The organism is Amphritea sp. HPY (genome assembly GCF_050870985.1).
Lineage (GTDB): Bacteria > Pseudomonadota > Gammaproteobacteria > Pseudomonadales > Balneatricaceae > Amphritea.
Map to the genome: position 1 here is coordinate 2811386 of NZ_CP194015.1, position 20692 is coordinate 2832077.

The 20692-nt window shown below is 55.0% G+C and carries 18 protein-coding genes; 2 read left to right on the forward strand and 16 right to left on the reverse strand.

Going from position 1 to position 20692, the window contains the following annotated elements:
• Window positions 1–174 precede the first annotated feature (174 nt).
• The 16 genes from ACQUQM_RS12450 to ACQUQM_RS12525 form a co-directional block, all read right to left on the reverse strand.
• Window positions 175–1764: an amidase gene (locus tag ACQUQM_RS12450; protein WP_432470191.1), complete on the reverse strand. Its 1590-nt coding sequence runs from the start codon at window positions 1762–1764 to the stop codon at window positions 175–177.
• Between the two features lie 2 nt (window positions 1765–1766).
• Window positions 1767–2651 carry an SDR family oxidoreductase gene (locus ACQUQM_RS12455; RefSeq protein ID WP_432470193.1) on the reverse strand — a complete coding sequence of 295 codons (885 nt, stop codon included), beginning with the start codon at window positions 2649–2651 and terminating at the stop codon, window positions 1767–1769.
• Window positions 2652–2917: 266 nt separating this feature from the next.
• The gene (locus tag ACQUQM_RS12460; RefSeq protein ID WP_432470194.1) at window positions 2918–4072 is read right to left on the reverse strand and encodes an acetyl-CoA C-acetyltransferase; all 1155 of its coding nucleotides are present in this window, start codon (window positions 4070–4072) and stop codon (window positions 2918–2920) included.
• Window positions 4072–5133 (reverse strand): acyl-CoA dehydrogenase family protein, encoded by a 1062-nt coding sequence (locus ACQUQM_RS12465; protein WP_432470195.1) that lies wholly within the window; start codon window positions 5131–5133, stop codon window positions 4072–4074. The genes ACQUQM_RS12460 and ACQUQM_RS12465 overlap by 1 nt, the downstream gene beginning before the upstream one ends.
• 8 nt (window positions 5134–5141) lie before the next feature.
• Window positions 5142–6308, reverse strand: coding sequence for an acyl-CoA dehydrogenase family protein (locus ACQUQM_RS12470; RefSeq protein ID WP_432470196.1), 1167 nt, complete (start codon window positions 6306–6308; stop codon window positions 5142–5144).
• A gap of 8 nt (window positions 6309–6316) precedes the next feature.
• Window positions 6317–7069: an enoyl-CoA hydratase family protein gene (locus tag ACQUQM_RS12475; protein WP_432470197.1), complete on the reverse strand. Its 753-nt coding sequence runs from the start codon at window positions 7067–7069 to the stop codon at window positions 6317–6319.
• A gap of 10 nt (window positions 7070–7079) precedes the next feature.
• Window positions 7080–8147, reverse strand: a complete 1068-nt coding sequence (locus ACQUQM_RS12480) for an NAD(P)H-dependent flavin oxidoreductase (protein WP_432470198.1) — start codon at window positions 8145–8147, stop codon at window positions 7080–7082.
• A gap of 1 nt (window position 8148) precedes the next feature.
• A complete protein-coding gene (locus ACQUQM_RS12485; RefSeq protein ID WP_432470199.1) occupies window positions 8149–9039 on the reverse strand; it encodes an enoyl-CoA hydratase in 891 nt (296 codons plus the stop codon).
• Window positions 9040–9088: 49 nt separating this feature from the next.
• The gene (locus tag ACQUQM_RS12490) at window positions 9089–9898 is read right to left on the reverse strand and encodes a CoA-transferase subunit beta (protein ID WP_432470200.1); all 810 of its coding nucleotides are present in this window, start codon (window positions 9896–9898) and stop codon (window positions 9089–9091) included.
• A gap of 24 nt (window positions 9899–9922) precedes the next feature.
• Window positions 9923–10798, reverse strand: coding sequence for a CoA transferase subunit A (locus ACQUQM_RS12495; RefSeq protein WP_432470201.1), 876 nt, complete (start codon window positions 10796–10798; stop codon window positions 9923–9925).
• Complete coding sequence (locus ACQUQM_RS12500; protein ID WP_432470202.1) at window positions 10791–11699, reverse strand: VOC family protein; 909 nt, start codon at window positions 11697–11699, stop codon at window positions 10791–10793. Before ACQUQM_RS12500 ends, ACQUQM_RS12495 begins: the two co-directional genes overlap by 8 nt.
• A 233-nt stretch (window positions 11700–11932) precedes the next feature.
• Window positions 11933–12868, reverse strand: coding sequence for an OB-fold domain-containing protein (locus ACQUQM_RS12505; protein ID WP_432470203.1), 936 nt, complete (start codon window positions 12866–12868; stop codon window positions 11933–11935).
• A 4-nt stretch (window positions 12869–12872) separates the two neighbouring features.
• Window positions 12873–14117, reverse strand: coding sequence for a thiolase family protein (locus ACQUQM_RS12510; protein ID WP_432470204.1), 1245 nt, complete (start codon window positions 14115–14117; stop codon window positions 12873–12875).
• Complete coding sequence (locus ACQUQM_RS12515; protein ID WP_432470205.1) at window positions 14098–15945, reverse strand: long-chain-acyl-CoA synthetase; 1848 nt, start codon at window positions 15943–15945, stop codon at window positions 14098–14100. Before ACQUQM_RS12515 ends, ACQUQM_RS12510 begins: the two co-directional genes overlap by 20 nt.
• Before the next feature lie 48 nt (window positions 15946–15993).
• Window positions 15994–16623, reverse strand: coding sequence for a nuclear transport factor 2 family protein (locus ACQUQM_RS12520; RefSeq protein WP_432470206.1), 630 nt, complete (start codon window positions 16621–16623; stop codon window positions 15994–15996).
• A 10-nt stretch (window positions 16624–16633) separates the two neighbouring features.
• The gene (locus ACQUQM_RS12525) at window positions 16634–17365 is read right to left on the reverse strand and encodes an SDR family NAD(P)-dependent oxidoreductase (RefSeq protein WP_432470208.1); all 732 of its coding nucleotides are present in this window, start codon (window positions 17363–17365) and stop codon (window positions 16634–16636) included.
• Window positions 17366–17628: 263 nt separating this feature from the next.
• Between ACQUQM_RS12525 and ACQUQM_RS12530 the strand changes: the two genes are divergently transcribed.
• Both ACQUQM_RS12530 and ACQUQM_RS12535 read left to right on the forward strand, forming a co-directional pair.
• Window positions 17629–18459, forward strand: coding sequence for an alpha/beta fold hydrolase (locus ACQUQM_RS12530; protein WP_432470210.1), 831 nt, complete (start codon window positions 17629–17631; stop codon window positions 18457–18459).
• 53 nt (window positions 18460–18512) lie between these two features.
• Window positions 18513–20630: an FAD-dependent oxidoreductase gene (locus ACQUQM_RS12535; protein ID WP_432470211.1), complete on the forward strand. Its 2118-nt coding sequence runs from the start codon at window positions 18513–18515 to the stop codon at window positions 20628–20630.
• Window positions 20631–20692: the final 62 nt, after the last annotated feature.

Here is a 20692-nt window from a genome sequence, read left to right on the forward strand (position 1 = left end):
CAACTCTACGCCCCCTGTCTGCACCTTTTTCCAGACAACAAAAAACGCGCTCTAAGCGCGTTTTTTTTTACAAACTTTCTTACAACGCTACTCTATTCGCTCTCAATACCAAACCAGCTTAAGAAGGCTTTCCCGAGCAACGAGCAAGTCGCGAAGCGACGTTCGAGCAACGTCTTAGCCTTGTACCAGCGGCGGTAGTTTATCCGCCCAGGGAACAGCTTTCTCTAACTGGGCGGCCAGTGATAGCAAACGGTCCTCTGCACCATAGGGTCCGGCAAACTGCACCCCGATCGGCAAGCCTTGCTGATTCCAGTGCAACGGCACCGACATGGCCGGCAAACCGGTCATATTGAACAGTGAGGTGATCGGCGATGCTTTAAGCACATGACTGACAAAGTCTTCAAACGGTTGATCCAGCCTCAGATCACCGATTTTTGGCGGCGGCGCAATTGTTACCGGGGTCAGCAGCAGATCATATCCGGTGAAGAAACGGTCAAACTGCTGGCCACCTTCATCAAACGCCGAACGCGCCGCATACACCTGGTCGGAGGTATAGGTTTTAGCATTCTGCAAATGCATCCAATTGATGGGCTCGAGTTCATCCTCACGCACTGCCCTGCCCAGTGCCGACTCACGCGCCTGAACGGTGCGCAGCAGACCCGTGGAGGTTGCAACACCCATGCCCTTGAACATGCCTTCGATCGGTAGCGCCGGGAAGGCTTCAACTACTTCATGGCCCAGTTCAGTCAACAGCTTAATCGTGTTGTCCAGGGCATCCAGACAGTCCTGGTGCACCGGAAGACCAAACGGATGCGTCTTCATCACTGCGATACGCAATGCTTGCGGAGGCCGCGAGATCGCTGCCAGCAGATCCAGATCACGGTGCCTAACCCGTGACCCTGGCTCAGTTCCCTGCGTCAGTTGCAACAGCAACGCGCTGTCACGAACGCTGCGGGTAACTACATTCTGCACCGACAGTCCCATCCAGCCTTCAATCGCATCGGGTCCTGCAGGGACACGGCCACGGCTCGGCTTTAAGCCGAACAGACCGCAGTGGGATGATGGTATACGGATTGAACCACCACCATCGCTGGCGTGAGCCGCTGGCAGGATGCGTGCGGCAACCGCTGCTGCAGAACCGCCCGAGGAACCACCACTACTGTACTCCAGATTCCATGGATTAAGGGTGTCGCCATGCAGTTGAGATTCTGTGGTAGCGGTCTGACCGAACTCAGGGCTGGTCAGCTTGGCCATAATATTCAGTCCGGCCTGCTGATAACGCTCCACCAGAGTCGAATCATAATCAGCCACCGCATCTTTGAAAAATACACTGCCATTCGTCGTGACGGTGCCTTTCATCTTTACCGACAGGTCTTTCAGGGCAAAAGGCACACCCAGCAAGGGAGCCTTTGCCATCCGCCCTTCCCGGGCAACACGTCCTACCCTGCTCAGCAGTTTTGCCTGTTCACGGGCGCGATCGAAATGATCTACCGCCAGGGCATTAATAGCCGAGCGGCTATTAAAACGCGCGATAGCCGCATCGACCAATTCCAGCGCAGTCAGCTCGCCACCACGCAGCATGCTGGCCATCGCGGTAACATCGAGCGTATCGTATTCCGGCAAAGGTAAAGTACCAGTGTCGGTTTCCGCTGCAGTAGTCCGCGGTGAAATTCCCATCAGACCCGCTCCTCCCATCATCGCCGCGCTGCCGATCAGGCCACCGGCCTGCAGCAGACGACGACGGTTTTGATCGGCTTCATTCATAATTAACTACCCCAGACTTTCTGTGCAGGAACTTCCTGTTGCAACAACTGATCCATCGCCTGGCCGACTTCAGCCGGCGCCCAGCGATCGCCCTTATCGACACCGGCAGTTGAACGCCAGCCGTCACAGATAGAGATTTTGCCGCCTTCTGATTCAAATACCCGGCCGGTGATCGCTTTAGACTCAGCCGCAGCCAGCCATGCCAGCAGCGACGAAACGTTCTCCGGCGCCCAGTAGTCAAAGCTGTCGTCTTCAGGCTTGGCCATACGTGTCGCCATCGCCTCTACCGCAGTAGTCATGCCGGTACGTGCAGCTGGAGCCACCGCATTGGCAGTGATACCGTAACGGCCAAGCTCAGCCGCCTGGTTCAGTGTCAGCGCTGCAATACCGGCTTTAGCCGCGGCATAGTTAGACTGACCGATAGAGCCCTGCAGACCCGCACCGGATGTAGTATTGATAATACGCGCATCAACAGCGTTACCCGCCTTGGACTGGTCACGCCAGTAGTGCACCGCATGGGAAGAGATACAGAAATGACCTTTAAGGTGAACCGCCATGATGGTGTCCCACTCGGCTTCAGTCATTGACGCGAACATACGGTCACGGTTAACACCGGCGTTGTTCAATACTATATGCAGGTCGCCAAATGCGTCGATCGCGTCTTTAACCGCGTTAGCACTGGATTCGTAATTAGTGATATCAGAGGTATTAACAATGGCCTTACCGCCTGCAGCAACGATCTCATCGACCACTATCTGCGCGGCAGCCTGATTGATATCGTTTACTACAACAGCACAACCTTCAGCAGCAAAAACACGCGCGTGGGCTGCACCCAAACCACCGCCAGCACCTGTAATAATCGCAACGCGACCGTCTAAAATAGCCATATTCTTTTCCTCTTAGCTGCATCAATAACGCAGTAAAAATAGATTCTCAGCCTGCTACAGTTTCTAAACATAATTGAACAACCGAGAAGTGAATCTTGTTGTTATTGCAAGATTCTGAATTCTGTAAACAGCACCTCCTGAAAGAGGGTGCTGATACTGGTTTGCCAGCAAGGCGCGCAAGTTATTTAGCGAGGCAGCTTAAGTTGTAAGTGACCGGGCTAAATTGTTTTGCGCAACGCCGCTGGCAAGCCAGGAGCAAGCCCGTATTAACCGAGTCTTTCGATGATGGTTACGTTGGCCTGCCCGCCACCTTCACACATAGTCTGCATGCCATACCGGCCGCCGGTACGTTCCAGCTCATGCAACATGCTGGTCATCAGCCGCGCGCCGGTTGCACCCAGCGGATGGCCCAGTGCAATCGCACCACCGTTGACATTGGTTTTCCCGAGGCTGTAGCCGGTCTCTTTCAGCCAGGCCATAACCACTGAGGCAAAGGCTTCGTTGATCTCAACCAGATCGATATCGTCCATCGACATACCGGCCTTCTTCAGCGCCGCCTTGGTAGCAGGAATCGGTGCTGTCAGGTGCCAGATCGGATCATCGCCCATCACACTCAGGTGATGAATTCGGGCCCGCGGAGTAAGGTTGTAACGCTCAAGCGCAGCTTCCGACACCACCAGCATCGCGGCTGAAGCATCACAGGTCTGGCTCGATACTGCTGCGGTAATCGACGGATACGCCTCACCGACCGGATCCAGATCCGCCATCTTTTCCAGCGTGGTCTGACGCGGGGTTTCATCACGCTCAACACCTTCAAGCGGCACGATTTCACGGTCGAAATAGCCTGCCTCGTTCGCAGCGATCGCCCGACGATGGCTTTCCAGGGCAAACTGTTCCATCTCACCGCGACTGATATCCCAGTGATCGGCGATCCGCTGTGCCGCGTAAAACTGATCAACCGGTGCATCGCCAAAACGTTCACGCCAGCCCTTACTTTCCGCAAAAGGCGTAGTAAAGCCCAGTGGCTGACCCGCCAGCATCGCCGATGAGATCGGGATCTGGGTCATGGTCTGCACGCCACCCACGGCAACTACATCCTGGGTACCACTCATTACCGCCTGGGCAGCAAAATGCACCGCCTGTTGCGACGAACCACACTGACGATCCACGGTGGTACCCGGCACATTCAGTGGCAGGCCAGCAGCCAGCCAGCTGGTGCGGGCTATATCACCGGCCTGAGAACCGATGGTATCGACACAACCGAAGATCACGTCATCATAATCTTCAGCTGGAATGTTATTTCTTTCTACCAGTGCCTTGAGCACATGCGCGCCCAGATCAATCGCATGAACATGGGCCAGGCCGCCTTTACGGCGACCGGTCGGGCTGCGCAGCGCGTCAACAATATAAGCTTCAGCCATTATGATCTCCCGAACGTCTGACCAGGGCCCAGTGCGGCACCTTCTGCCAGCACAAAGTCGGATACCCGTGATTTATGGAATATACGATCGCCCCAGGACGATTCCAGCGCCCAGCTGCGTTTCATAAACATCTGCAGGTCGACTTCCCAGGTATAACCCATCGCGCCATGCACCTGAATACCGTGACGACCGGCGAGTAGCGCCGCTTCACCACAGGCCAGACGGGCCTGAGATACATGCATGCTGGCGTCGCTATCACCCTGCTGCAAAGAGTAAGCAGCACGGTAGAGTACCGGCTTGGCAAATTCGATCTTGCCGGCAACATCGGCCAGGTGATGCTTTACCGCCTGAAAGCTGCCGATCGGCTTACCGAACTGCTTGCGCTGGGCGGCATAATCCACTGACAGATCAAGCATCCGCTGCGCCAGACCCAACAATTGACCGGCGGCAGACAATGCGCCACGATCCAGAGTCTGTTGCCATAGTTTGCGACCCTCGTCACCAGCGGCGACCAGAGTAGAGCTATCAGTCTCCCACATCACCCGCATCAGACGCCTTGAGGAATCGATACTCGGGTTATGCTCAACCTCTATCTTAGCGCGTGGCACGGCATGTACCTCATCGCCATTGGCCAGCAGTATCAGGTCCGCCATATGCGCATCGGCAACCAGCGGATTAACCGGATGACCGACTGCAACACGCAAACTGCCATCACAGATCTGCTCCAGCCATGTGGCTTTTTCAGCAACAGTATCAGGTAGGTTACTGATCAGACCCGCCGCAACATAGGCGGTATCGGACAGGGAATCCGGGATACCGTAGTAGCCCAGTTCCTGGGTCATCAGAGACCAGACGACATCGCCCATTTCCAGGCCACCGGCACTTTCCGGTATGGACAGTGCGGTCAGGCCCTGCTCGGCCATTTTGTTACGCAGATCGGGCGAGCGACCACTGTCGGTTTCCCAAATCTCTCTCAGTGCTTCCGGTGCCGCTTCAGTCATCAGAAAACGACTGATCGCTTCACGGAAAGCTAATTCATCATCGGTAAAAGTGAAATCCATGGCTCACCTCAGGCTTTTGGCAGGCCAAGCATTCGCTCGGCGATAATATTGCGCTGAATCTCGTTCGATCCGGCATAAATAGGACCCGCCTGCGCAAACAGGAAGCCCTCCAGCCAACCGTCGTTGTCGCCGGATTGCGGAGCGCTTGCCAGCAGTTCACCGCGGGAACCCAGAATCCGCATCGCGGTTTCATGCAGCTTGAGATCCAGTTCGGACCAGACAATCTTATTGATACTCGACTCGGCGCCGATTTTTTCACCGCGAGTCAGTCGCCCGACCGTGTTGTAAGCGGACAAGGCATAGGCTTCAGCACCGGCCCAGGCTTCACACACCGCATCCCGGATACCCGGATCGCGATCCGCCCGTTCCTGGTTAGCCCGATACAGGTCAACCAGCTTACGTGCGGTTTGCTGGAAGCGAGCCGGTGAACGCAGTAACAGACCACGTTCAAAGCCGGCAGTCGCCATCGCAACCTGCCAGCCACGACCTTCATCACCGATCAGGTTCTCTGCCGGTACCCGGACATTGTCGAAGAAGATCTCGGCAAACGCGTCCTTACCGTTGAGCGCTTTAATCGGTCGAATCGTCACACCCTCAGTATCGAGGGGCAGCATCAGGAATGACAGACCATGGTGACGACTGGAGGTCGGATCACTGCGGAACAGACCAAATGCCCAGTCGGCAAAGATGGCACGGGTCGACCAGGTTTTCTGGCCGTTAAGAATATAGTGATCGCCGTCACGAATAGCCTTACTGGTGATCGCCGCCATATCGGAACCGGCATTCGGTTCTGACCAGGCCTGCGCCCACATATCTTCACTGGCGGCCATGCGTGGCAGGAAGCGCTTCTTCTGCTCCTCTGTACCAAACTCCATCAGGGTCGGGCCTAGTAGTAGCTGACCGTTCTGGTTAACCCGCATCGGGGCATCCGCTGCGTAATATTCCTCTTCGAAGATCAGCCACTCGATCAGGTCGCAGCCACGGCCACCCAGCTCTTCCGGCCACATCACCATCGACAGGCGGGCGTCAAACAACTTACCCTCCCACGCACGGTGTTGTTCAAATCCTTCCTTGGTATCGTAACTGGCAAGTTTCTGTTTCGGCACATTCTCTGCCAGCCAGCTACGCACTTCCTGGCGGAAGCTCTGTTGTTCAGGTGTATATGTCAGATCCATAATCGACCTCAGAAATTTGCGTCACGTTTTTCAACGAAAGCCCGTCGGGTTTCCGCTGAATCAGGACTGGTGTATGCCTGCAGGGTGAAACCCTGCTCCCAGCGATATTTGTCTTCCAGGTTGCCGTCTTCGATGCCGGTTAATGCCTCTTTAGCAAGGGCGATCATATTCGGACTTTTGGCAGCGATCTTAGCCGCGATTTCACGGGCGTTGTCCATCAACTGATCACGCGGTACAACACGTTCTACGGCACCCAGGCGATAAGCTTCCCGGGCATCGATCATGTCACCGGTGAAGTACATGTAGCGTACCTTCTGTACCGGGAACATACGCTGCAGATGCGCGCCACCGCCCATCGCACCGCGATCCACTTCAGGCACACCAAAGCTGGCGCATTCGGATGCGATAATGATATCTGCCGCACCGGAGATACCGATGCCGCCACCCAGCACAAAACCATGTACCGCCACAATCACTGGCTTAGGATTACGGTGGATCGCTTCAAAGGTGTCATAGTTACCCTTGTTAACCCGCACGATCAGGCTGTCGTCGGCATCAAGTTCCTTGATATCGACACCGGCACAGAAACCACGGCCTTCTGCTGCGATAATAATTACATTGACATCATCGTTACGGCCCAGTGCTTCGATCTCGGCGGCGATATCCGCCCAGCCCTGGCTGGTGAATGCGTTTACCGGCGGTTTATCAAACACCAGCTCTGCAACGCCGTTAGCGATAGCTAGTTTAAATGGTTGGGTCATATCTCTCCCCTCAGCCACGGGTACCACAAAGGCGCTCTAGACTGGCCTCTGCATCCCGTACAATTTCGTTAATGAGTTCATCGCAGCTCAACAGTGAATCGATCGCGCCGGCAATCTGTCCCGCAGGCAGCACGCCTTCAGCAGGCTTGCCATCGACCATCGCTTTCTGAATCACCATCGGTGCGTTGGCCGCCATAATGGTTTGCGCCGCAGTCATCTGCCCGCCGCTGCGCATCTGGATAGCCGACCTGAATAGTTGAGCGATGCTCATACCGGTATATTTACGATAGGCCAGGCCGCTGCTGACCGCCATCATCAGGCGCTTCAGAGGACCAGCTTTTTCCAGTTGAGCCAGCAGTTCGTTATTGATCATGCGCTGTGGCATACCATCGATACTGCGGCTGATAATGACCGCTGCAGGATTGTTAACTTTGACATACCGGTCCAGCGTTTCTGCCGGAACAGGGCTGTCTTTGGTCATCAGAAAGCGGGTACCCATAGCGATACCTTCGGCACCGTAGGCCAGTGCAGCAACCAGACCGGCACCATCTTTAAAGCCACCGCAGGCAACCACCGGGACATCGACCGCATCGATAACCTGAGGTAGCAGGATAGTGGTTGGTACAGCGCCGGTATGACCGCCACCTTCACCACCCTGAACGGTCACCACATCGGCACCCATTTCGACGGCTTTGACCGCGTGTTTCAGCGCGCCGACCGTAGGCATGCAGACCACGCCGGCATCTTTCAGCTGAGAGATCATCGCTTTGCCCGGCGAGCGGCTGTAGCTAACGGCCCTTACCCCGTGACGAATCACCATTTCGATAATATCCGCCGCATTCGGCTGATACATATGGAAGTTCACACCGAACGGTTTATCGGTCAGCTGTTTAGTTTCAATGATCCGCTGTTCCATCTCTTCCGGCGGAATAGTGGCTCCGGCCAGAAAACCAAAGCCACCAGCGTTGCAGGTCGCCGCGACCAGCTTAGGGTCAGCAACCCAGCCCATCGCGGTCTGGATCACTGGGTATTCGCAGCCCAGCAACTCAGTCAGGCGGGTATTCAGTCGTCCCGCCATGTTATGCCTCCGACCCGGACTTGCTGTCGGCAGCCGCCGCTTTATTCGCTTGCGCCATCGCTTTACCGTCATAACCACCCAGCTTGTCGCCGGACACATTTTCGTTATGCACATGGGCAAAGTGATGCAGACCAAATACCATCTCCATGGTGCTGCGCTTGCCCATCAGATCTTCGGCGTTATTACAGGCCTGTTTGGTCAGCTGTAACCCCAGACGCGGCATCTTGGCAATACGCCCGGCAATCGACATAGTCTCCTGCTCCAGCGCGTCACGGGCGACAACCCGGTTCAGCATACCCATCTGGTAGGCCCGCTCTGCAGGCATCCGCTCGCCGAGGAACAAAAATTCCTTGGCGATACGAGGATTCAACTCATGCACATGGGCAAAGTATTCCACCCCGGGAATACCCATACGCACGACCGGATCCTGATAAAAAGAATCATCGGACGCGACGATCATGTCGCACACCCAGGCCAGCATCAGACCACCGGCAATACAGGCTCCCTGCACCATCGCGATAGTCGGCTTAGGCATATCGCGCCAGCGGCGGCACATACCCAGATAGACTTCCTGCTCACGGGCATAAAGAAACTCGCCACCCGGCTTATTCGTGTGGTCATACCAGAGGCTGGTGCGTTCAAATGTCTTATCGACATCCCGCCCCGGCGTACCGATATCGTGTCCGGCCGAGAAGTGCTTACCACTGCCGGCCAGCACGATCACTTTAACTTCATCATCGTCACAGGCACGTTTAAAGGCCGCATCCAGGGCATAGGTCATCTGTGAATTCTGGGCGTTGTTGTACTCCGGGCGGTTCATCGTCACGATGGCGACGTCATCCCGCTTCTCGTACAGCACTACATCCTGAATATCATTATTATTGTCTGTCATAACGTGCCTCTTCTCCGCAGGCTGACTGCACCTGCGTTTTAAAACTGTCTTATGCCTGGCTGCGATCACCCGGCGGATTATCCTTCAGCTGGCGGGCACGAAGGTTATGTGGATCCAGCTGACGGATAATCTCCAGCTGTTCTGTCGTAGGGGCTGTAGTCTGCGCAACGTTATCCGGGATATGCACTTCAAAGCCGGTGTTTTCCAGCACCTGCTCGACACTGATCCCCGGATGCAGGCTCAGCAGACGCAGCTGATGCCCGGGACCGTTCCAGTCCATGACACCCAGATCGGTAATTACCAGACGAATATCGATATCATCCAGCTGGTAACCTTTCGGCAGGCGATCCGGGTTGTAACCGATAGATGCCACCATGTCGCACTCACCGGCTACAAATACCCGGCTGTTGTGGCTCGGCACAAAGAACGAGTTAGCGTGGCTGATGGAGTTACCCGGAAAACCGCGCACACCCAGCATCTGAACTTTAGGCTGTTTGTATTCACCACCCAGCGCCGAGATATTTGCCTGACCGAACTGATCGATCTGGGTCGGCCCTACCATGGCATGGCGCTTGCCACTCCAGACGTTGTCGAAGATGCGCGAAAAGCCCATCCAGGTCTCGTTCTTCTGCACGTAGTCGCTACCACGATCACCCACCGGATTCGGTTCTGACAGCAGATACGCTTCAGAATCGGTCATCATCAGGTCAGTGTTAAAAGTCTTCATCGCCAGGCTTGCCGCCAGCCGCGGTATCAGGCCGATACCCGTAGCCAGAACTTCACCATCATTGCGAAATGCTTCTGCACCGGCACAGATCATCAACTCTGCCAGGCTGTATTCGTTTGTCGCTGTAGTCATAATTCTATTTCTCCGCTCAGCCGATCAATAAACCGGCAGCGCAAGCTGCCTGATTGCGTCCAGTCCACCGACTTTCTCGCGATACTCTTGTTCGGTGCTATCTTTGATGTACTTATCAAAATACACCTCAAAACCACCCTCTTTAGCGGAGGCGTTGTACTCTTTAAAGTGTGCAACATCGAAGCCATACAGAGGTGCACAGGAAGATGGGTGAGCACCGCCCGGAACCAGGGCAACCGCGCTGGTCATAGAGCGTTCCCACAGTACGTAACGGGCCTCTTCAGGATCGGCGAAGAATTCGCTGTCGACCAGCTCATCACAGGTAACAAAGGTCTTGTCCGCAGCACGGGCAAACCAGTCATCCATATAGTGATCAGGGCCTTTAATCTGGCACACGCCACGCTCGTCGGCGCGATCGACATGGATCAGCGAGGCATCCAGCTTAAGTGCCGGCATCGCCACCCACTCTTTATCATCGTACGGGCTGTCGACCAGTTTCAGGTCAGGATTGACCTTCACTACATCGGTACCCAGTCCGATCTGAGTCGGAATATACGGGCAACCCCAGGCTGCAGCGCGCAGACCCAGCAGCATCATGCCTTCGTCAATTTCCATGGTTTCCAGAGCGCCGCTCTGACGCGCCTGACGGAAGTACGGCTCCAGCGGAATAAAGTCCAGTGAAACAAAAGCGAAGATCACTTTCTTGACCTTACCGGCCGCACACAACATACCGACATCGGCACCACCGTAGGCGACGATAGTCAGGTCTTTAAGATCGGAGCGCAGAATTTCACGTACCAGCGCCATCGGTTTACGGCGTGGTCCCCAGCCGCCTATGCCGATGGTCATACCATCTTGCAGCTGTGCGACCATGTCGGCCGTTGTCATCTGTTTATTCATTTTCTGCTCCTGTGTTCTGACCTACTGAGAAGTCATGTCCCCATAGGCTGACACGATTAAATTCAAAGGCACTGTGTTCTTCCCAGTCCAGCTGCAGGCCACCATAGCCAAACTCCATGTCGAAACCGGACGGGGTTTTCATATAAAAAGAGATCATCTGATCATTGAGGTGCTGACCCAGAGTGGCCGACAGCTGAACCTCATGCTCCTGATGACGGTCCAGGGCACGACCCACTTCAGACATTGAATCAACCTCAACCATCGCGTGCACACATCCGGACGGCACCGGGAATTCACAGATCGCCAGGCTGTGATGACGCGGGTTATTACAGTGCAGGAAGTAGATACGTACCGGATCAGCATCCGGGGCAGGCTTGAAATTAAACAGATCGGACAGTCCAAAACCCAACACATCTTTCAGGAAGGCATAGGTTTCATCGAAGTTCGGTGCAGGAATAACCGTATGACCCAGGCCCATATCGCCGGTCATAAATTTCGGCACCCCTTGTGGAGATATAAATGGCTGACAGTCAGAGCGATGCCCCCAGAACAGCTCATGCATATTACCGGACGGATCACGTACCAGCGCCAGTTGCTGAACGCCGCGCTGATCACACAATTCAGCATCGCCAGCTTCCCAGGCAATGTTGCGTTCATCCAGTTCAGCGGTGGCCGCGGCAAACGACTCCTGTGACGCCAGTTCCCAACCGGAAGCAAGATAACGTTTCTCAGCGCCTTCCACGATCAGCATGCGGAACGGCCGCTCATCCATCTTGATATACAGACCACCACCGGGAGCCGGTGATGTCATCATCCCCAGCACTTGTTCAGCGTAGTCCTGCCACTCTTTCAGATTATCGGTCTGTGCAACGTAGTAACCCAGTGCTCGAATATCAATCATCTCGTCCCTCACGGTTTTCAGTCGTTATGCTCGTTATAGACATTATGGGAACAGGGGCCCACTGCATCATCGTCCATAAAGACTAAGCTGCAGATACGACGAAACGATCAGAGTAAAGAGACACAAATAAGCGGAACAACAGGCAAAAAAAAGCCGCCGGACAGATCTGTCGGGCGGCAAGTACGTCGGGAAATATCAACGTTACTTAGTACTCAATTATCAGTACTCAGTTCTTAGCGATAGAGGATCACCAGATCATTGATCACCGAAGGTCGCTCATTGCCAACCACATGAATATTCACTTCAAGGGTTAACTGGGCACCTTTATGGCTGAACTCTACTGCTTTCACTTTGGCCCGGGCCTGAACCTGTGATCCCGCCGGTACCGGCGCCGGGAAGCGCAGGCGGTTAGAACCATAATTGACCATGGTATTGAAACCGGTGATCTCAAACGGCAGCGCAAACTGCATCCGGGACTGCAACACCTGCACCAGTGAACCATGGGCGATAGTAGTACCGAACGGACTCTCTTTCTCAGCCCGCGCAGGATCGGTATGGATCCAGTAATCATCGCCGGACAGCTCAGCAAAGCTGTTAATCAGCGCCTGATCAACGGTAAGCGCCTCACTCCATGGCGTAAATTCATTGTCAGCCAACGCCAGCATCGCTGCAGCGTTATCCACCGGTACCTGAACCTGACCTTTGTCATTACGCGACAGATCGGCTAGCGGATTCAGATAGGCAATACTATCGATCGGCTTATTGGCTCCGGTGAAGCGCAGCAGGGTACTGCCTTTAGCATCCACCTGATGGAATACCGGCTTCAGCGCCATACCCACCTGAATCTCATCTTCGCTGAGCCCGGTCAGCGTGGTATTAATACGCACACCCTGCTCCAGCTCGACCACCGCCAGTGCCTGCGGCATCTCGTCGGCGAACTCAGGCATAGTCGGTACACGAGCCAGGGTATAGCTATACAGCGTGCCTGCACCAGACACTTCACGCCACTCAAGATCATGGGCCAGGCAATGGCTGCAGTGCCGGCGCGGGAAAAACACCCAACCCTGGCAGCTGTTACATTGTTGAATAGTCAGTTTGCCGGCTTTTAACGACTCCCAGAAGGGTGCTGAAATCTCAGTCGCTACTGGCATCGGTTTTAATGTAGTCATAGTCTCAGCCCCCCTGCAGGATCAATGCGCCCTGCTCACTCATTACACCACCGGTACCGCTGACGAACACCTGATCACAGCCTTTCAGCTGACGACCATCGGCACGGCCTGCGATCTGGGTAAATGCCTCGATCACCTGCGACATACCACCGGCCGAAGCCGACTGGCCAAAGCTCAGCTGGCCGCCGTGGGTATTCAGCGGGAAGTTACCCATCCAGGTGAGGTTATTCTCACGAACGAAACGCATACCCTCTCCCTTCGGACAGAAACCGGCGTCTTCCAGCGACAGCAACACAGTGATGGTGTAGCAATCATAGATCTGCGCCGCATCCATATCTTCCGGTTTCAGACCCGCCATCGCAAAGGCGCGCTTAGCGGCTTCTGCAACCGGCGTTACTGTCATATCTTTTGCGTAGGACGGGGACTTGAACGATAAGCGTTCGCCAAAGCCCTTAACGAAGGCCGGGCGATGCTTAGCCCGGGCTGCAACCTCTTTCGAAGTGACGATAACCGCAGCACCACCGGCGACCGGCATTACGATCTCCAGTACATGCAGTGGGTCGGCGACTTTCTTACTCGCAAGAACTTCTTCTGCGGTCAGCGGCTTGCCGTAGAACATCGCTTCCGGGTTGTACTGTGCGTTAGTACGCTGATCCACCGCGATCTTAGCCATCGCCATCGGGTCATAACCGTATTGCGCCGCATAACGCTGCGCGATCATGGCATAACCGGTGTTCTGCCCCATGTGACCGTAAGGCAGGTCAAACTCGGCCTCAGGCGCACCAAACGCAGTACTGTGGCCACCATAACGCATCGCCGACGCCATCCAGGCCGGATCTTCATTCGGAGCCAGCGGCGCCATTCGCGCCGGAATTACGCAAAGCACCGCTTCACATAAACCCATCTCAATCGCAGCAGCGGCACGCCAGATCATACCGACCGAGGTACAACCACCCAGGTCGACAACCTCAGCAAAGTTAACTTCGATACCCAGATATTCAGCTGCCATCGCCGGTACGAACACCGAAGCTTCATGGAACTGCGGGCCGTTGATCACCAGGCCATCCAGATCACTGGCTTTAAGCCCGGCATCATCAAGCGCACGGGCCGCCAGATCGGCAACCTGTTCCAGATGAAACATCTGTGGCGCAGTCTGGTATTTTTCCGGCTTATACTGTGCTGCACCTACAATTGCAGCATCTCCTCTTAATCCCATCATATTCTCCAGATCATCCAGAATTCTGTTCAAACGGTGGATAGCGCAAAGCCTCCAGCACCGTCTCAGAGTAAGCTTGATAAGTGCCCGCTTTATCATTGCGTACAAACAGCGGATCGTTACATAGCTCCGGGGCATAGCCCTGGCGCTGCAGATCAACTTTACGCAACTTAAAGGTCGTGGTCATATCCGCCGCTTCGCTGACCCGTACAAACTGCGGTGCAGCATAGCGTGGCAGGCGAGCTTCGGTCAGATCGTAAAATGCCTGTGGATCGAATTCACACCCGTCCTGCATCACGATCGCCGCCATACCAGCACGACCTTCATGCTGCGGCACCTGCACACCGTAAATATTGATCAGCTCGGCACCGCTGAAATCATCCAGTGCACTGGCGACTTCCTGGGTCGATACGTTCTCGCTCTTCCAGCGGAAGGTATCGCCGATACGGTCAACAAAGTAAAAATAGCCATCTTCGTCATAGCGTAGCAGATCGCCGGAGCGCCAGAATGAATCACCTTCGGCCAACACATTACGCAGAATTTTCTGCTCGGACGCCTCTGCAGAGGTATAGCCTTCAAAGCGGCCACCACCGATATCAGGGCTATTGATAATAAAGCCAAGACCCTCACCTACTTCACCCGGCTTACACTCAATATAGAAGCCATTCTCATCCAGCAGATGCGAGTCGCTTTCAACATCGAAGCGCACCAGGCGGAAATTAGTTCTGCTCCAGTCCGGCACCCGGCCACAGGAACCGATATAGTTGTCCAGGTTGATCAGGTTGGTGTTCGCCTCAGTTGAGCCCCAACCTTCATAGACATCCATCTCACCAAAGCGCTCGATCCAGCGTTTCCAGGATTCCGCAGTCAGACCCGCACCCAGCATACAACGCAGCTTATGCTCGCCCGATTCAGATTCATGGTTAAGCAGATAACGACAGATCTCACCGATATACTGACACACCGTAATACCGTTATTGCGGACATCCTGCCAGAACTCCCGCACACTGAATTTACGTCGCACCACAATTGATGAACCGGCGGTCAGAGCAGTCGAAGTAACAGAGGTTGCCGCGGCACCGTGGTATAACGGCAGGCAACAGTAGAAAACATCATCCACGGTGGCATCGATAGTAACCGCCATTACATCACCTGACGACAGCCAGCGCATATGGCTATAGATCGCAGCTTTTGGCAGCCCGGTGGTACCCGAAGTGAAGATCAGCAAGGTTGGCGTTTCCGCAGTAACATCCTGACGCAACGCAGGATCAACGGCATCACGGGATGCGGCTTCAAGCTCTGCGGCGAAATTCGAATCGGCACAGGCCAGGTCATCCGCAGACGCAGGTTTCTCAGGATCAGGCAGCAACCACAACGACTTACCTTTCAGCTCAGGGGTCTGGGCAAAGTTATGCACACACTCTTCACCAACAATAACCGCCTTTGCTTCGGTCGAATTAATCGCATGACTAAGCGGTGTACCGTTTACCTGAGAATTGATAAACGCAGAAACCACGCCAAGCTTGGTCAGACCAAACCAGATAAAGAAAAACTCCGGCCGGTTCTCCAACGCTATGGCGCAGACATCCCCGGCTTTAAGCCCACGTTGCGCAACAGTATGCGCAACCTGATTAGCCCGGGCATTCACTTCGGCATAGCTGAAGCGCTGCTCACCATAGATCAGAAAAGGACGCTCCGGGTATTGTTTAGCCTGAGCTTCGAGGCGATCTGCCAGAGTATAATGCTGCAACGGCTTAATCAGCCCCGCGGCCTTCGCCCGGCGATCCATTTTAGCCTGAGTTACCTCACGAGAAACCACGCGGGTAACCGGCTCAGCCTGGTCAGAAATATTTGAACTCATGCTCACTCTATTCCTTGTTGTTATTAATAATCGGTGACTGAGACATACTTAACGCACCCGAATTTTCGGGGCGGCCGTATCACCACGCATGGTTTGCAAAAAAGTTTCCAGCGATGCCGGCGCAGCAACTTCAGGCAGCTGCTCAGGATCAGGCCGCTGGCTCCAGAACGCCTTCCAGCTTGGAAACAGTTCATGGAAGGTGCCTTCATAAGGTTCGCGACCCGGCCAGCGCATCTTCATGTCTCCGATCGGCGGTTTATTCAGGTCGGTGGCATACCAGTAGCAAGGCAGGCGACGACGGAAATACCAACGCCCATCAACCCGCTCATAATCATCCCAGTACAGCATCTGCATGATCACCCACTCCGGGCCGGTCTCATGCTCGTTCTTTGAATACACCACACCGATCGCGTGATCCGCATCGACAAACTCAATAATGTGCTGTCCCACATGATGGGAAGTACCGGTAAACTGATCGCGCAGGGTGTCATCGACCCAGGCTTTAAGGTGCTCACGCCCGGTCTTGCCACGGCCGACACGGATATCCGGTGCAAACAGGCCGACATGGGCATCGATATCCCGCATATCCAGTGACAGGGAGTACCTGCCTGCCAACTGGCGGATCTCTTCGATCGACTCCAGCCGATCGATGCGTTGTTCTAATGACTGCTGTGACATGCCACTACCCTCAGATAAAGACCATGCCGCCATTAACAGCGATATTCTGGCCAGTGATGAAAGAGGCATCGTCAGTCGCAAGGAATGACGCTACACGGGCTACTTCTTCCGGCTCACACATGCGACCCAGTGGAATAGCTGCAACCATCTGCTCCATCCAGTCATCAGGAATATCCGCCATCATCGGTGTATTGGTCGGGCCCGGTACTAAAGTATTTACCCGGATACCGCTACTCGCCAGCTCACGGGCGATGCTACGGGTCAGCCCGATAACACCCGCCTTGGATGCGCAGTAGTGACTCGGACCTTCACCGGACATAACCGCAGAGCTGGATACATTGATAATTACGCCGCCGCCATTCTTTTGCATCAGACGTGCGCCTTCGCGACAACAGAGGAAAGTACCGGTCAGGTTGACGCCGATCACCCGCTGCCAGTTCTCATCCGGGGTATCCAGAAAAGCATCGACGGAACCGATACCGGCGTTGTTGACCACCACATCCAGGCGGCCGAACTGCGTTTCGACTTCAGCCATGGCATCTTTCACCGAGCTACTATCAGAAACATCACAAGCAAGACCGATAACGTTGTCGCCACAAGCTGCCGCTGTGGCCTGCGCGGCTTCAAGATTAATATCAACCGCCGCCACCCGGGCACCTTCCGCAGCAAAGTGCTGAACAACCGCCTGCCCCATTCCCTGACCAGCACCAGTTACAAAAACCACCTGATTGTCATGCTTCATAGATATCTCTCCTGTCGCTTCCGGTACCGATAAACTGGCCCGCTATTTTTTTTCGTTATCCCCATCTTCTGCCACGGCGCAAGCTCAAACATCGTCCAATAAGACTAACTACCAATAACACCGGCTCTAACTGCCAATAACCCGGCTCTGGTCTGAATGGACGATGCTGTTAAACGGCAGTGATAAGAGGATTAGGCAATCTAAAAAGAAAACATCCCGCCGGCAGTCACTTTTTGCCGCGCTGACGAATATGGAGTCACGACATGTCTGAACAGGACCTCCCCCTGCCAACGGGCAGCTTTGCCCAGCTGAGTAATGGTTTACAACTGCACTACCTGGACGAAGGTGAAGGCCCGGTTGTGCTCTGGTTACACGGCAGCGGCCCCGGTGCCAGCGGCTACAGCAACTTCAAAGGCAACTACCCGCATTTCTGTGAGGCGGGCTACCGCAACATCGTGCTCGACCTGCCCGGTTTTGGCCGCTCCGATAAGCCGGACGATGTCGAATACCGGTTGGAATTCTTCGTCGAAGCGCTGAACCTGTTCCTGCAGCAGCTGGACATTAAAAGCTGCACTTTATTGGGCAACTCGTTAGGCGGCGCAATCGCACTGGGGCAGGCGCTGGCCTACCCTGAAACTGTGGATAAGCTGATCCTGATGGCTCCGGGTGGCGTTGAAGAACGTGAAACCTACTTCCAGATGGAAGGTATCAAGCGCATGGTTGAAGTCTATGGTTCCGGCCCGATGGGTGTCGCTGAGATGCGTGAGGTGATGAGCCTGCAGCTGTATGATGCATCCCAGCTGCAGGACGAGATCCTGGCAGAACGTGCCGCCGTAGCAGTTACACAACCGGCGAATCTATTCTCAACTATGCTGGTACCTAACATGACCGAGCGGTTGCACGAGCTGCGCTGCCCGGTACTGGGCTTCTGGGGCACCAATGATGTCTTCAACCCGCCAGCCGGTACCTTCAAGTTCCTCGACAATGTCCCTGAAGCCCGCTTCCTGTTGCTCAACCGTTGCGGACACTGGGTACAGGTAGAACATGAAGACCTGTTCAACCGGACCTGTCTGGACTTCCTCAAGCAGGGTTAAGCCCTGCTGGTCAGCATTAATAAGCCAAAGATAACAACAAAGGGATTCGCCCAATGGCCCAGTATCAAACACTTCTATCCAAAGGCAGCATCGGTTCGATGGAGCTGCGCAACCGCATCATCATGGCTCCGATGGGATCAAATTTTGCTGAAGCCGATGGCCATTGTGGCGAACGGATCCAGGCGTTCTATGAAGCCCGCGCCAAAGGCGGCGCCGGCATGCTAACGATGGGGGTCTGCTCGATCGCTTATCCGGCCGGCACCGCCGAGCCATATCAGGTAGGCGTATCCCGCGATGATTTTATTCCCGGCCTGAAACAGCTGACCGACCGGGTCCACAAGCATGGCGCCAAGATCGCTATGCAGCTACAACACGCCGGTAAAACCGCGGTGCGCGATATAGCCGAAGGGCGTGAGCTGTGGGTCCCGTCAATGCCTCCAGCGCATAAAACTGACATGATGAACTCGCTGACCAAAGCGGAGATCGGTGCATTTATCCGTTCCGCCAGCGGCGAAGTTAAAATCCGGGTGATGGATCTGGACGATATCGCCCAGATGGTCGAATGGTTTGCTGCGGCCGCCGAACGGGCCAAGCGCGCCGGTTTTGATGGCGTTGAAATTCACGCCGCCCATACCTACATAATCGCCGGCTTCCTTTCCCCTTATTACAACAAGCGTGATGATCAGTACGGCGGATCACTGGAAAACCGTGCCCGTCTGCTACTCGAAGTGATCGCAGCTATTCGTGAGCGCGTCGGCCAGGATTACCCGGTCTGGATGCGTCTCGACGCACAGGAACTACGCACCCCCGGCGGTATAACCCTTGAAGATGCCATCGCAGTTTCAAAGCTGGCGGAACAGGCTGGCCTGAATGCACTCAGCGTATCAGCGTATGCCAACCCAAGCAGCGGCGCCGCATTTACCGAAGCGCCACTGGTACAAAAACCGGCTGGTTTTTTGCAGTGGGCGGCCGATATCCGCAAGCAGGTCAGGATTCCGGTCACCGCCGTCGGCCGGCTTGAGCCAGAGGTTGCCGAAAAAGCACTGGCCGATGGCAAGTGCGACTTCATCGCCATGGGCCGCAAACTGCTGGCCGATCCCGAGCTGCCCAATAAGCTGATCGAAAACAGGCAGCAGGATATCCGCCCCTGTATCTACTGCTATACCTGTGTCAGTCAGATATTCATCAACAACCGGGTAAAATGTGCGACTAACCCGCTGACCGGACATGAGTCTGAAATTAACCTTATCGCTACAGATCAACCAAAACATATCGTAGTGGTCGGCGGCGGACCTGGCGGTATGGAGGCGGCACGAACCGCAGCCTTGCGCGGTCATAAGGTAACCCTGCTCGAGCGCGGTCTGCGTCTGGGTGGTACTTTGTTCTTTGCATCGCTGGCCTACTCAGAAAACGGTGCCCTGCTGGATTATCTGGTCAATCAGGTGCAGCAACTGCCGATCGACGTTCGCCTGAATACCGAAGCGACAGTCGATCTGCTCAAGGAACTGTCACCGGATCAGGTAATACTGGCCACCGGCGCCCTGCGTAATGCCCCGGCTATTCCAGGCGCTAATCAGAAACATGTCTGGTCCGGCGATGAGCTGCGCAAACTGATGACCGGCGAAGGCGAAGATATTGCCAAGCTTAAGTTGAGCATGACCCAGCGCATGATGCTCAAATCAGGCTCCCTGATCGGTGTCACAAACAGTACCGATGCAATGCAGCATCTGTCGAAACTGTGGATGCCACTGGGCAAGCGGGTCACTATCATCGGCGGCGGTCTGGTCGGTCTTGAGTTGGCTGAATTCCTGGTCGCACGGGGCCGAAAAGTCAGCGTCCTCGAGCCGGGTTCCGATCTGGGAGCAGAACTGGCTATCGTGCGCCGCTGGCGGGTATTACACGAGCTTAACCAGCACAATGTGGAAATTAAAAAGCAGGTTCAGGTCGAAGTAATCGATAATAAAGCGGTGCATTATACCGATGCCGAAGGCAACAACCACAAGCTGCCAAGCGACTCCGTGGTTCTGGCGCTTGGAGCAGAGCCGGATAACCGCTTAACCGACACCCTGACCAGCGCTGGCTTCAGTGTTACCAATATCGGTGACAGCGCCGAAGTGGCGTATATCGAAGGCGCCCTGCGCACCGGTTTTAATGCCGGGCTCGAAGCCTGATTCGACATATGACGGTGTTTATGAACAAGCACCAGAAAAACAGCGGCAGGGCAGTAATGCCC